Origin of the sequence: uncultured Fibrobacter sp., from assembly GCF_947305105.1 — a bacterium.
Lineage (GTDB): Bacteria > Fibrobacterota > Fibrobacteria > Fibrobacterales > Fibrobacteraceae > Fibrobacter.
Genome location: NZ_CAMZCS010000051.1, coordinates 1 through 14,004, shown reverse-complemented (window position 1 = coordinate 14,004; position 14,004 = coordinate 1). Strand labels below are relative to the sequence as shown.

The 14,004-nt window shown below is 51.7% G+C and carries 12 protein-coding genes and 1 pseudogene; 11 read left to right on the top strand and 2 right to left on the bottom strand.

Annotated elements, in window-relative coordinates:
• Positions 1-267 (top strand): annotated as a pseudogene (locus Q0Y46_RS14265) (phosphopyruvate hydratase); the annotation flags it as partial.
• Between the two features lie 156 nt (positions 268-423).
• Here Q0Y46_RS14265 and Q0Y46_RS14260 read toward each other — a convergent pair.
• Entirely contained in the window at positions 424-1,344 is a 921-nt protein-coding gene (locus Q0Y46_RS14260; RefSeq protein ID WP_295683970.1) for a DUF4421 family protein, read from the bottom strand.
• A 305-nt stretch (positions 1,345-1,649) separates the two neighbouring features.
• Between Q0Y46_RS14260 and Q0Y46_RS14255 the strand changes: the two genes are divergently transcribed.
• From Q0Y46_RS14255 to Q0Y46_RS14215, 9 genes are all read left to right on the top strand, one after another.
• Positions 1,650-3,488, top strand: a complete 1,839-nt coding sequence (locus tag Q0Y46_RS14255; protein ID WP_297948389.1) for an ABC transporter substrate-binding protein — start codon at positions 1,650-1,652, stop codon at positions 3,486-3,488.
• An 11-nt stretch (positions 3,489-3,499) separates the two neighbouring features.
• Positions 3,500-4,885: an ABC transporter permease gene (locus tag Q0Y46_RS14250; RefSeq protein WP_297948386.1), complete on the top strand. Its 1,386-nt coding sequence runs from the start codon at positions 3,500-3,502 to the stop codon at positions 4,883-4,885.
• A 2-nt stretch (positions 4,886-4,887) separates the two neighbouring features.
• On the top strand, positions 4,888-5,733 hold the full coding sequence (locus Q0Y46_RS14245) for an ABC transporter permease (RefSeq protein ID WP_295683961.1): 846 nt from the start codon (positions 4,888-4,890) through the stop codon (positions 5,731-5,733).
• An 11-nt stretch (positions 5,734-5,744) separates the two neighbouring features.
• Positions 5,745-6,743 (top strand): ABC transporter ATP-binding protein, encoded by a 999-nt coding sequence (locus Q0Y46_RS14240; RefSeq protein WP_297948381.1) that lies wholly within the window; start codon positions 5,745-5,747, stop codon positions 6,741-6,743.
• Positions 6,733-7,542 (top strand): dipeptide/oligopeptide/nickel ABC transporter ATP-binding protein, encoded by an 810-nt coding sequence (locus Q0Y46_RS14235; RefSeq protein WP_297948378.1) that lies wholly within the window; start codon positions 6,733-6,735, stop codon positions 7,540-7,542. The genes Q0Y46_RS14240 and Q0Y46_RS14235 overlap by 11 nt, the downstream gene beginning before the upstream one ends.
• Positions 7,543-7,728: 186 nt before the next feature.
• The gene (locus Q0Y46_RS14230; protein WP_297948375.1) at positions 7,729-8,817 is read left to right on the top strand and encodes an N-acetylmuramoyl-L-alanine amidase; all 1,089 of its coding nucleotides are present in this window, start codon (positions 7,729-7,731) and stop codon (positions 8,815-8,817) included.
• Between the two features lie 48 nt (positions 8,818-8,865).
• Complete coding sequence (locus tag Q0Y46_RS14225) at positions 8,866-9,297, top strand: hypothetical protein (protein WP_297948372.1); 432 nt, start codon at positions 8,866-8,868, stop codon at positions 9,295-9,297.
• 195 nt (positions 9,298-9,492) lie between these two features.
• Positions 9,493-9,795 (top strand): hypothetical protein, encoded by a 303-nt coding sequence (locus Q0Y46_RS14220; protein ID WP_297948369.1) that lies wholly within the window; start codon positions 9,493-9,495, stop codon positions 9,793-9,795.
• Between the two features lie 13 nt (positions 9,796-9,808).
• Positions 9,809-10,216: a hypothetical protein gene (locus tag Q0Y46_RS14215; protein ID WP_297948366.1), complete on the top strand. Its 408-nt coding sequence runs from the start codon at positions 9,809-9,811 to the stop codon at positions 10,214-10,216.
• Here the strand turns inward: Q0Y46_RS14215 and Q0Y46_RS14210 are convergent.
• Positions 10,213-11,892, bottom strand: coding sequence for an FISUMP domain-containing protein (locus Q0Y46_RS14210; protein WP_297948362.1), 1,680 nt, complete (start codon positions 11,890-11,892; stop codon positions 10,213-10,215). The two genes, Q0Y46_RS14215 and Q0Y46_RS14210, sit on opposite strands and share 4 nt — an antisense overlap.
• Positions 11,893-12,015: 123 nt before the next feature.
• On the opposite strand from Q0Y46_RS14210, the gene Q0Y46_RS14205 reads away from it, so the two are divergent.
• A complete protein-coding gene (locus Q0Y46_RS14205; protein ID WP_297948359.1) occupies positions 12,016-13,749 on the top strand; it encodes a glycoside hydrolase family 9 protein in 1,734 nt (577 codons plus the stop codon).
• The last annotated feature ends 255 nt before the right edge of the window (positions 13,750-14,004 follow it).

Below are 14,004 nucleotides of genomic sequence, written 5' to 3'. Positions count from 1 at the left end.
CAGAACGAAGGCTATGCTCCGATCGTTTCTCACCGCTCTGGCGAAACCGAAGACACCTTCATTGCTGACCTCGCCGTCGGTACTGCCGCTGGCCAGATCAAGACTGGTTCCCTCTCTCGTACGGACCGCGTCTGCAAGTACAACCGCCTCCTCCGCATCGAAGAAGAACTCGGCAAGGCTGCTGTCTACGCCGGTGACCCGCGCAAGGGTGCCAAGGCCGCTAAGAAGCCCGCTTGCAAGAAGTGCGGCTGCAAAAAGGCCAAGTAAGGCGAACGTCGCGACGGCAAGCTTGCTTGCCGGCATGACTGAGCCGCTTGGACTGCGTCACGAAGTGACGCCAGGCAAAGTAATTTAAAGAGGCGTCCCTATTAAGGGACGCTTCTTTTGTATGCAAAATTTTTGAAATTACTTTTTTCGTAATTTCTAGAACCTTCTTACGCCGAGTGTTTCGATAGCGCCTACGTATTTCCGCTCGTTGTAATCGCCATACAAGACTATGGAGTATCCTGATTTGAGCACGATGTTCCACGACCATTTTTCGCCGAGATAACCGAATGCGGAACGTGTCTCGAATTCGGGGAGCAGAACGTTGTCGTCTTCGGCGACGATGCGGCCGTATGCAAGCCCAAGGACTCCCCACAAGTTCAAGAAATAACCTCTCTTGAAAATGAAGCTATAGGTGTAGCCCATGTCTACCCAGGTCGTGGTGATGTCGCGACGGTTGTTCTCGTAAAGGAGTATCCCGTCGTTGTCTTCGGCGATGTTTCGTTGCAACCTCCCGCCAACGATGATGCTCCCTGCGGAATGTTTCTGGCGGCGTTCCAAAAAGTAAGCGCTTCGCGGAGAGAATTTTCCGTTGGCAGATGCCATCCACAGGGCCGAAATATACATGTCGGTAACCGACATGTCTACGAATTTGATTCTGTCCCTGGGCTCGTCCTTGATTTTTGTCGAGAATCCGCTGTAGTAGCGCAAGTTTCCCGAAATCCACCAGTCGCCCGGGAAAAAGTTGAGCCCTGATTCGAATGCATGGGAATTGGTATGCCCGTCAGATGTCGTGAACGGGAGATTGTACCGGAATTCGAGTGACAGGTCCCAGGATTTGTCGAATAAAGTAAAAAGGCTGTCGTATCCGAATCCGATGCCCAGGTTCAGGGGACGGTTCGATTCCAGCGGTTGGTCGCCGTAGGCGGAATTCTGGATAGATACGAAATTGTAGTTAGTCAGGAACCGGAGCGAAAGCCGGCTGCGGAACGTGGAAATTTCGGGATCTTGTTCGGGTTGTTGGTTGTTTTCCTGCGCGGGTTCACTTGCGAGGCATGCTCCCGCAAGTGTTAAAACCATCTGTAGGGTTTTTAATATGGATTTCATCGTAGTCCGCTAGGGAAATATAGAAAGGTCTACTTCTTCTTAGAGGTTGGCGAAATTGCGTTTCTTATTCTTGAGAAAAATGGGCGATTGACACGCTTTTTTGTAAAATTTGGGATACATTGTGCCCAATTTGCCTTTTTTACGCGGTTCAGGCGCTTTCTTTCGGGGTGCTGTAAACAGTTTTTTTTCGGTCCTTAAAAACAAGGAAAAATTTTAAATCTATATTACGAAAGAATTTTTAATCACAAGCATATCAATGCTTTATAAAAGAGGACACAATGATTGGATTGAAATCGATTGCCAGAACGGCTTTAGTGCTTTCGGCAAGTGGAGCAGTTTTTTCAGGGTGCGGTGGCAGTGATCAGGCTGAAGGGGCTTTGCCTCGTCAGGAAACCCTGTACCTGTCCGGCCAGCAATGGGGCGCCCCTGCGACATTTAATCCGCTTGCAGAAAGCTGGATGGCCGCGTGGCCTGTCGGCGGACGCTTCAACCTGGTTTACGAACCGCTTGTTACTTATAACACTCTGAACGGTCAGATTGAGGACCTCCTTGGCCACCTGGTCGAGGAACTGTCCAACAACGACAGCATCGTGGTTGACTTGAACCCGGCTGCGACCTGGAGCGACGGCAAGCAAGTGAACTCGAACGACGTGAAGTTCATGTTCACGAAGGGTTCCATCAATACCGCCGAACAGATTTCCGCAATCCATGTAGACACATTATATGCCGAACCGGCAGCCGAGGACACGGCTGGCGAGCGCAAGATGATTGGCGAACGTCTCGCCTTCATCGTGAACAAGGCCCAGAGGAATAACCCGCTTTCTGTGCGCGACTTGCTCCAGGCTATCCGTATCGCCCCGGCCCACATTTTCGAACCGCTTATTGCCGAAAAGGGCCTCGACGAAGTCAAGAAGATGATGATGGACAAGAACCCGGTGGTTTCGGGTCCGTACAACATCAAGGACTATTCTGCAAACAAGATTATTCTTGAACGCCGCGACGACTACTGGGGCAACGCCGCTCTCCACAACGGCCAGCTCCCGGCTCCCAAGTACATCGTTCACCCGATTTACAAGAGCAACGACCACAGCACGATCGCGCTGCGCGAAGGTGCCTTGGACGCTTCTATGAGCTTTGTCCCGCGCATTTGGCACAAGAAGGGCGCCGGTGTCCATACCTGGTTCAACGACCCTCCGTACTTTGCTCCGGGTGCCATGCCGATGATGATGATCAACACGATGAAGGAACCGCTTAATGACAAGCGTTTCCGCCGCGCTCTTGCGACGGCCATCGACTATACGGCTATCCGCATGTTCGCCGTGTCCAACTACACGACGCCGCTCCAGCCGGGCCTCATCATGCCGACGAACCTCGAAGGCAAGTACATCAACGCCGAAGACCAGAAGCTGGGTGTAAACCTCGGTATCACCGACGAAGCCCAACGCATCAACCAGGTCAAGTCGATGCTCGCCGAAGCCGGTTATTCGTCCAAGTTCACCGACGGTGGCGAACTTATCGGTACTTACAACGCCAAGGGCGAAAAGATCCCGACCCTCTTCATCACGTCTCCTGCCGGTTGGACCGACTGGGAATCTATCGTGACTATCGCTGTCGAAGGCATGCGTAAGGCCGGTATCGACATCCGCGAAGGTTTCGTGGACGGTGGCCAGTACTGGCCTGCGATGGGTACGGGTAACTTCGACCTCATCATGCACAAGCCGACTGCCGACGTTTCTCCGTCTCTCCCGTGGAGCCGTTTCAACGAAGTCATGGCCAGCCGCGACTGGCAGCCGCTCGGCGCTTGGGCCGGTACCAACATCGGCCGTTACAACCAGCCGGGCACTCCGGAGTTCCGTCCCGAAGTGGACAGCCTCTTGGGCCTCATTCCGCTCATGACGGACGAAGCCAAGAAGGCCGAAGCCTACCGCGAACTGAACAAGATCTTCATGGAGGACCAGCCGTCTATCCCGCTGACCTACCTCCCGGAACAGTATTACGAATTCAGCGACCGCGTGTGGACCAACTGGCCCACCGCCGAAAATCCGTACGCTCCGCCGCAGCTGCCGTGGATTGCCTCGGGTACGAAGGTCCTGTGGAACTTAAAGCTTGCTAAATAGAAGGACGTGAAATGCTTAAACAATATCCTATGCTACGCTATGTCCTGCAGAAGGCGTTCTGGTATCTCCTGACGTTTGTTGTCGCTGTCGCGATTAACTTTACTCTGCCGCGTATGGGTGAAAACAACCCGGTGGACATTATCATGGGTAAGGCCGCACAGGGTCTTTCTCCCGAAGAAGCCAAGCTCAAGAAGGAAGGCCTGCTCAAGGCCTTCGGTATGGCCGAACTCGATGACCAGGGCAACGTTGTCTATGAACCCGAAGTCGACGAAAAGGGCCAGATGAAGACCATCAAGGTGCCGAAGCTCGACGAGAACGGCGCTCCGGTGCTCAAGACTGTCAAGGTGACTGACGCCGATGGCAACCCGGTCATGGAAGAACGCCAGGCCGTCGATGCCGAAGGCAATCCGGTGTTCGAAGAAAAGCCGGTCCTCGACAAGAAGGGTAATCCGGTCATGGTCAAGGACCCGAAGACCAAGAAGAAGGTCGAGAAGATCGAAAAGGTCGCTGTCATGGAAAAGTTCCAGGTCGAACGCCAGGACACGGTCATGATCGATCAGGTCGTCACGAAGGACGATCCGAAGCTCGCCTCCGGCATCTCCCAGTTCTTTGTCTACATCGGCAACGTGTTCAAGGGTGACCTCGGTCTGTCTTACAGCCAGTACCCGAAGCCGGTCGCCGACATCATCAAGGAATCCGTGCCTTGGACGCTCGCCATCCAGGCCCCGACGATTCTCCTTGGCTGGATTATCGGTAACCTCCTCGGTGCCTTCGCTGCTTACAAGCGCGGCATTTTCGACAAGGTGTTCTTCCCGCTCGCCATGTTCTTGAACGGTATCCCGTTCTTCGTGTTCGGTATGCTTCTGGTGGCTCTGTTCTCCATCACGCTGGGCTGGTTCCCCGCGATGGGCGCCTACAGCCCCGACATTCCGGAACTCTCGTTCAACTGGAACTGCATCAAGAGCGTCGGGTTCTACTATGTGCTCCCGTTCTTCTCCGTGTTCCCGATCCTGCTTTCTGGCCAGGCAACGGGTATGCGCTCCATGTCGATTTACGAACTCGGTACCGACTACATGAAGTACGCCAAGTGGCTCGGTCTGCGTGAAGGCAAGATTATCAGCTACGTGTTCCGCAACGCCATGCTTCCGCAGCTCACCGGCCTCGCCCAGTCGCTGGGTACCATGGTGGGTGGCGCTCTCATTACCGAAATGATCTTCTCCTACCCGGGTCTCGGTATGGCAATGCTTACCGCAATCCAGCAGAACGACTACGCGACCATTCAGGGTTGTACCTTGATGATTTCGACCTGCGTGCTCGTCGCGAACTTCGCAGTTGACGTTTTGATCGCTGTCTTTGACCCGCGTGTCAAGGCCGGTCTCCAGATGGGAGGTAAGTAATCATGGTTAAGCTTTTAAGAAACCTTCTCAAGTCCCCGATGTTCGTCGTGGGTATCTCGATTTTCATTCTCACGCTGTTGATCGCAATTTTCGGACCGTTGTTCTACCATGTGGATATCAACGCCCGTGACATCGTGGCTGGCCCGTACGCCGGTTCCAGCGGCGACCACCTGCTCGGCACCGACCACCTCGGCCGCGACTACGTGTCGCTCCTGATTGCTGGTCTTCGTTCTTCGCTCTATGTGGGCCTCGTTGCTGGCGTCATCGCGACGACCATCGGCGTGCTCATCGGCCTGTTCGGCGGTTTCCGCGGTGGCTGGATCGACGAAGTGCTGAACATGCTCACGAACATCTTCATCGTGATTCCGCAGTTCGTGATTCTCGTGCTCATCAGCTCTGCTGTGAAGGACGGCCGTTCTCTCACGCTCATCGGCCTTATCATCGGCCTTACGGCGTGGAGCTGGTCTGCCCGTGCAGTGCGTGCCCAGGCATCGTCCCTGCGTAGCCGCGACCACATCGCGCTCGCCCGCATCAACGGTGCATCCACGCTCACTATCGTGATCAAGCACGTGCTTCCGTATTTGCTCTCGTACGTGTTCATGGTGTTCATCATGCAGGTGTCTTCCGGTATCCTTTCCGAAGCCTCCATCTCCATGATCGGCCTCGGACCTCTGGATTCCACGTCCCTCGGCATCATCCTGAACCAGGCCAAGGACCAAGGCGCCCTTTCGGACGGCATTTGGATTGCCTTCCTCCCGGCGACCATTATCATCACCCTTACGGTGTTCGCCCTTTACCTGATCAATACTTCCATGGAAGGCGTCTTTAACCCGCGCCTGCGCAAGTAAGAGGTAACGAAATGTCTGAAAATGTTTTTGAAGTAGAAAACCTCAGCCTCTATTACCTTGGACGCTTTGGCGACAAGACGCACGCCGTGACCGACGTGTCCTTCACCATGAAGCAGGGCGAAATCCTCGGTATCGCCGGTGAATCCGGCTGCGGCAAGTCCACCCTCGTTTCCGGCCTCATGGGCATGTGCATCCCGCCTCTCTATCCCGAGAACGGTGATGTGCGCGTCAAGAACGGCAACAAGATGGAATCGCTCATGAACCGTTCCATCGAGGATGTCCGCTCGAACGTGCTCGCCCAGAAGGTTTCCATGATTCCGCAGGGCGCCTTCAACGCCCTGAACCCGGTGCGCAAGATCAAGGACATCGCTGCCGACGTGATTGCCGCCCACCAGCAGCCGGGCAAGAAGCTCGACCACAAGGAAATTTACGACCGCCTTTGCGAACGTTTCGACTTGTTCGGCATGGACACGAAGCGCGTGCTCGACTCCTACCCGATCCAGCTCACTGCCGGTGAACGCCAGCGTTCCGTGATTGGTATTTCCACCTTGCTCAACCCGCAGATGGTGATTGCTGACGAACCGACTTCTGCTTTGGACGTTTCCACGCAGAAGGAAGTGATCAAGATGATTTTCGACCTTCTTGACAAGGGCATCTTCTCGACGATGATCTTCATTACCCACGAACTTCCGCTCCTGTACCACGTGGCCGACAACATCGCCATCATGTACGCGGGTGAAATTGTCGAGAAGGGTACTGCAGAACAGGTCGTGAAGGATCCGCGCCATCCGTACACGCAGGCCCTCATGGGCGCCATGCTCAGCACGGAAGCGAGCCAGCGTACCCGCCATCCGGTGGCCATCGAAGGTGCTCCTCCGAGCCTCAAGAACAAGATTGTGGGTTGCCGCTTCGCCCCGCGTTGCAAGAAGGCATGCCCCGACTGTAAGAAGAATACCCAGAATCTCCGCATTGTCGGCGATCGTGACGTGAGGTGCGATTATGCTCAGTAATAAGCCAGTTGTATTTTCTGCCAAGCGCATCAGCAAGGATTTCGGTGCCGGCAAGACTTTGAAGACGGCCGTCCGCGACGTGTCCTTTGATATCTACGACGAAGAATTCATCTCCATCGTGGGTGGCTCGGGCTGCGGTAAGTCCGTGCTCGCAAAGATCATGCTCGGCCTTTACCAGCCGACCCGCGGCCAGTTCCTCTACCGTGACCACAAGATTACGAACCTCAAGGCCCACTGGAACGAAGTGCAGTCCGTGTTCCAGGACCCGTTCGGATGCTTCAACCAGTTCTTTACGATTCGTAGCCAGCTGGAAGATTCCCTGAACATCCTGAAGGACAAGCCGAGCAAGGACGAAGTCCGCCGCCGCGTGGACGAAGGCCTCTTGGCCGTGAACGTGACGCCTGCCGATATCGAGGGCAAGTACCCGTTCGAACTTTCCGGTGGTCAGATGCAGCGTATGTTGCTGGCCCGTATCTTCGCGCTCCGCCCGAAGGTGCTGATTGCCGACGAAGCCACCTCCATGGTGGACGCCTGCGTGCGCGCCAACATCCTCGACTACCTGCGCAAGTTGAAAGACGAGCTCAAGATGACCGTGGTGTTCGTGACTCACGACATCGGCCTTGCCAACTACGTTAGCGACCGTATCTTCATCATGCACGACGGTAAGATCGTGAACCAGGGTACCCCTGCCGAGGTGCTCGACAACACGGATGAACCGCATACGCTCCGCCTGCTCGACGACATCCCCGAAGTCCACAAGACTGAATGGATCAAGAACAGCCATCGTAGTAAGAAGTAGACAGTAACTACTTGTGAAATTAAAAATCCCGGTTCCATGAAAGTGGAGCCGGGTTTTTCTTTTGTTGTGAAAATAAATAGTTTTGTTTGGCCAAAAAATACATCTAAGCTATTGTTTATAACAGAATAAATGCGAATAGGGTAAAAAAAATATATATATTGTAGTTTATACAAGGAGAAGATTTTTGTGAGACCAGAAACTATCAAGCAACGCGAAGATGAATTTTTTTCGAACCTGACAAATTCGTCTGGAGTCAAGTATAAACTGACTGCGACGACCGATATCGGGAATGGCGTGAAGATTTATTCTATCCGTCCAGATTTCAACAGCTACTATTACAATGTCAGGACAGTAAAGAAGAGCATTTGCCTGCACTTTACCGTCGGCTATATCAAGTCCGATACGAGTTCACTCTCTAAGGCGGACAATCATGTGTCTGTTTCTTACGTTGTCGACCGCTCGGGAAGGATTTACGAAATGTTCCCGGACACCGAATGGAGCTACCATCTCGGGAGCGGTGCTGTCGGTGGCAACGGCGCCATGTCGAAGCAGTCCATCGGCATCGAGATTTCGAATTATGGCCCGCTCAAGCTTTCTGGCGAGAACCTGATTGACGCTTACAAGAACGAATACTGCAAGGTGTCCGAGACGGAATTCTATTCCAAGCACAGCTACAGGGGTTACGACTACTACGCCTCGATGACGGATGTCCAGATCGATGCTGTGGCCACTCTCGTCAAGTACTTGGGCCGCAAGCACAACATTCCGATGAACTTCAAGTCGGACGATAATCCGTTCGCGACCGATGCAGAAGCGCTGGCGTTCAAGGGTGTGTTCTACCACACGAACGTCAGGAAAGACAAGTTTGACTGGCCGTTTACGCCGTCACTGAAAGCAGTCATCTCCAGGTGCTCCGACGAATTTCCCGACGTGCCTGAAAGCAAGCCGGATGCCACGGCAACGGAACCGCAGCTGGCCGAACCGCCTGCAAGCGTTGAGCCTGCCGTGGAAGAGGCGAAACCCGAGGCTGCGCCTGTCGCTGAACCTACGCCGGAACCTGCTCCCACTCCGGAACCGGTGAAGCCGGTCGAGTCCGCCCCGGCCCCACAGCCCGCTCCCGCGCCGCAATCCGCACCGTCGGCGGCTCCGAAGGCACAACCTGCATCGCAGAAGCCTGCCCAGACTAGTGCGACAAAGCCGGCGGCAAGCAAGCCGACGTCATTGTTCGATATAATTATCTCGCTGATTCTCCAGCTGCTCGGGCTGAAGAAGTAACACTTTACATCACCGATTTTAAACTCAACCTAAGGTACAGGTAACAAAATGGCAGAACAGGTAAACAACGATACCACCGCAACGACTGCATCCGCAGCGTTCAAGAAAGGCGACTTCAAGAACATGGAAATGTTCAAGAAGGCAAAACATCATGCGGATAGCGTCCATAACGTCATCATTCAGCTCCAGAAGGATTCGCTCGTCCTTGCGAAGGATGTCGAAATCCTGAAAAGCGAAAATGCCACGTTGCTCGCAAAAGTCGACCAGCTGGAAGCTGCCAAAGATTCTCTGACAATCCAGCTCCAACAAGCGAAAGCCAACCAGTCTCCGGTTGCAGCTCTTACCTCGCCGAGCGGCTGCGCAGTGCTGATTGTGCTTATCATTGCGATAATGGTTATCGCTCTTAAGAAAGGGTTCTCTTTCTCTAAGAACGGGACCGTTGTTGCAATTGGTGAAAATAAGAAAGAAGAACAGAAATAAGGCTTTAAAGGGCTATAAACTAAAAAAAACAGGCAAAACATTGTTATGCCTGTTTTTGTAATTATATGAATTTATTTGTTGCATATTAAAGAAAATAATTATAATATTCTTATAGAATATGTACTGTAATTAAGTACTTGCTAATGATCTCGCCCAATAAGGGCTAAAACACCCCCAAAAAGGAACAGGTAAAAAATGGCAGAAACATTGATTTATCCAAAAAACATTTCTTGTCGCGCTGATGGGGTTGTTTTGGCTGATGGAACTCCAGTTGATGCGACTTCTATGGAATTTTGCTTAAAGATGATGGATTGTTATCATCTTACTCCGCAGCGCATGAAGGATTCTATAAATTATGAGCAAACAATAAAAGACCTTAAAACAGAAATAAAAAAATTTGAGAAAAAAATTGAAAAGTTTGAAACAGATAATGAAAGGTTACATCAAACTAATGGCGGATTGCGAACTGAAAATGACTCTTTAATAAAAAAAAATTAAAAGTTTAGATTCATTGAATAAATCGTTGAAAAAAGAGAATCGAAACTATAAAAAGGATCTTGATTTTTATATAAATAATAAAGATTTAGTTCTAGTAAAAAAAGCGAATGATTCATTGAATCACGTGATTGATACTTTAAAACAAGACACCATTAATTTGAATTTAATGGTTGCGAACCTAAAAAGAGATACGAATGAGCTTCACAATAAGATAGATACTCTCACAAAGGAGAAGGAAAAAAAAGAATGGTCTAATGTAATAAAGGATCCGTTGATTTTTGGATCTTCCTGCGTTGTGATTGTAGCGATTCTCATCTCGGTGACACTCATTTCCCTTAAGAGAGGATTGACAATCTCAAAGGGTAACACGAGTATTTGTATTGGTGAGAAAAAGAGAACAAGGACGAAAAAAGCAGACTAGTCTACAACGCAGCGGATGGCACCGAAGTTGTCATCATCTGGATACATATAAAATTCTTGAATTCCACTGCCTGACCAGCGGTAATAATGGTAGTGTGTAAAATTGGAGCCGATGTTCCGAGTTTGTCTGTTGATACCGTCCCATGAGTTGTAATTTCTATTATAGGCTCCATTTTCCAGCATGCTCATGCCGCTTTCGTTTGTCAATCTAGATAATGCGCCATCGTGGTCGTCATCCTCAAAGAAAGGCGCATAGCCTACGAAAAGTTCCTCGAAACTGTATTTTTCCCATAACAAACTGTATTCTGGTGAAAATGGGAGGTGAGTTCCTTTAGGACATATTCCCTGCTTCTTTTCGAGATGGATCGTATCTTCTTCTAAAGCTTGTTTCATGGTGTACATTCTTCCATAAACGTCGCAGTATTTTTCTTCATTCCCGGGGCACAAGGAACCTGCACTTGCGTAGTTCAAATTTTCTGCGAACCAGACAACGCCATCGATATCGATGGTCTTATAGATTTGCCCGTCTCTTTCGTCTTTGAAAGTTCCGTATGTTTTGTTCGGGTTGAGCAGGAACCATGAATATTTGAAGACGGTCCCGCTTGATCTTTCGTAAAGTGTGTCGTTCTTGCATTCGTATTTTGTGCCGTCGTATAGTCGTTGACGGCAGATGTCGTAGGCGACGCCATTTTGGCAGAATTGCTTTGTGTTGTCGATATTTTTTCCGCCACATTCTTCATTATTGCTTAGGCAACGGATAGAAAGTTTTGTCTCTGGTTTGCCATGGACAAGGCAGGCTCGTGATGCAGATGCATTCTCTCTTTCCTGGCAGAACCATTCGGATTTTGGATGGGGGTCAAGCTTTAGGAAATTTCCGGTAGGGTAGTCTCTAGAATTTCTTGTGGAACTCCAGAAGTTCTCGTCGGTGCCGGCTCCGTCACCGCTTTCGACGGGTTTGGCATTGAATCCGTAATCGTCAGTGCCGTTCCAGTTACCTAAAGAATCGTTTGGCCAGCCACTGGTGCTTTTCAGTTTCTTCGCGGCGACATCTGCCCCGCCTACATACTCAATGAGTTTGCTGAATTCCTTGAGGGTGGGCAGGTGGAATCCTTCCGGGCAAACTACTTTGGCTTCGTTGAAAACATAAAGGCTGGAATCGCCGTATTGTAAGTTTTCGGCCATCCAGACTTGCCCGCCGATGTTGACCAGCTTGTATGTCTTGCCGTCGCGGGAGTCTGTGAAGGAGGATGCTGTCACATTGATGTTTACGCTGGAGGAAGATTCCTGGGAAGATGAGCTTTCGGTTTTTGTTGAGTCCTGCGAAGAAGAACTCTGAGTCGAGGAGGAACTTTCTGACGAAGATGATTCCTTGTTTGACGAGGATGATTCCTTATTCGTAGAAGAAGATGAATCCTTGCTGGAGCTTGAATCTTGAGAAGAGGAAGATGCCTCTTTGTCGGTGCTGGAGGAACTTTTAGCCTTGGAAGAAGACGATTTTGATTTGGAATCCGCTTCTTCCGAAGAGGAGGAGTCGTCTGCTTCGGAACTGGACAGAGCGATGTCGTCTACGATGTCTTGAGGGTCGACTGATGTGGAGTCGCCACCACAGGCGGTAAATGTGAACGGCAGGGCACAACAGGCGAGAGAAAGGGCTATTTTGGATATGCCAATGTTCATGGGGCAAATTCCTCCTGCTCTTAAATATAAAAAAGAGCTTGTGGAGGGTTTTTGTTTCCCGCTGAAAACGGAATATGAAGCACTTTACGCCCGAAATTGGCCGTTTTAAAGTATATTCTAGGCATGAATAAGTCTTGGAATGTTTGTTTTTGTACAGCCGCTTTTGTGGCGGTCTCCTTATCTGCCTCTTCGGCTTTCGCTGGCCCCCTCGTGAACCAGCTGGGTTATTATCCCGATGCCGAAAAGACGGTCGTTTTCCCCGGTAACGATGCGAACGGGCTCGAAGTCCGTGACCTGAAGGGAAAAACGGTTCTGAAACTCAAGGCTCCCCTGGTGTACGACTGGGATTACAGCGGTGAGGAAGTGCAGACCTTTGATATTTCTTCTGTAAAGACTCCGGGAACTTACCGGCTTTTCCGCAGTGGCGAATACGTGGGTACACCCGTTGTCGTCGGGAAAAATGTTTACGGCGATTTGGTGAAGGCGAGTCTCAAGTGGTTCTACTACCAGCGTGCGAGCATGGCGCTGGAGCCGCAGTATGCGGGCAAGTGGGCGCGCGCCGCAGGCCACAAGGATGACAAGGTCGTTATCTATGGTTCCGACAAGGTGACGGGCGGCAAGGGTGCCGGCAAGACCATCAAATCGCAGCGCGGTTGGTACGATGCGGGCGATTACGGCAAGTACATCGTGAACTCCGGCATCACCGTGTTTACTTTGCTCGAAATTTATGAACATTTCCCGAAGTATGCGGATTCGCTTCATTGGAACATCCCGCGCGAATTCCCGAAATACCCGGAGCTCCTCGAAGAGGTACGCTACAACTTGGACTGGATGCTGACCATGCAGGACAAGGACGGTGGCGTGTACCACAAGGTGACTACGCTGAAGTTCGGCGGGAGCGTGCTGCCCGAAAACGATATTGCGCCGCGTTACGCGATTATCAAGAACGTGACGGCTTCGCTGGACTTTGCGGCAGTGATGGCGCAGGCGAGCGTGGTTTACAGGAATATCGACAAGGCTTATGCCGACAAGATGCTCAAGGCTGCCGAGAGTGCGTATGCCTGGGCCAAGAAGAATCCGGAAGCTTTCTACAAGCAGCCCGACGACGTGCAGACGGGTAGCTATATGCCCGGCGACGAGAACGGCAAGGACGAATTCCGCTGGGCTGCTGCTGAGCTCTTCCGTACGTCTAAGAAAGCGGAATATCAGGAAGACTTGAAGGCGAATGCGTTTACGCCCGATGGTGCCTGGTGGGGCAATGTGAACATGCTTGCGGCTTTCCGTGTTGCGCTGGATTCTGCGGACTTTGAAAAAGAACTCGTCGATGCCGCAAAGAAGGTCGTGCTGAACGAGGCGAACAACCTCCGTGCCGTGGGCGACACGAGTGCTTACCGCTTGCCTGCATTCCCGTGGAGTTGGAACTGGGGCAGCAATAGTGCGATGGCGAACAACGGGATTGTGCTGGTGCATGCTTACTTGCTTACCAAGGACAAGAGCTACCTGGATGGCGCGCAGCAGTGCCTGGACTACTTGCTCGGCAAGAACCCGCAGGATATCACTTATGTGACCGGTTTCGGTTATAGGAGCCCGCGCAACCCGCACCACCGCCCAAGTGAATCCGACATGGTGGACGATCCGGTGCCGGGAATGCTCGTGGGTGGCCCGCACCTGGGCAAGCAGGATATCAACCTGGACGGCAAGGAAAATTGGAAGTGCCCGAACTATGCCGCTGCCGACAAACCTGCGCTTGCCTACATCGATGATCGCTGCAGCTATGCGACGAACGAAGTGGCTATCAATTGGAACGCTCCGCTTGCGTACCTTGCTGCTGCACTCGAAGCGATTTATAATAAGTAGGCAGTAGGCAGTAGGCAGTGTTTTGGATTTGTCATTGCGAGCCAAAGGCGAAGCAATCTCCATCAGAGGATCTAGAGGCTAGGATCTAGGGGCTATGAGGTCGCTACGCTCTGAGGTCGGCGCGTTGCGCCTTTGAGGCGTGAGGTCGGTCGCTAACGCTCCCTTTGAGGTATGAGGTAAGTAGGAAGTAGGAGGTAGGCAGTAGGAAGTAGGACAAATGCGTAAGGCGAGCGCCGCGGTCAAGCTTGCTTGAAC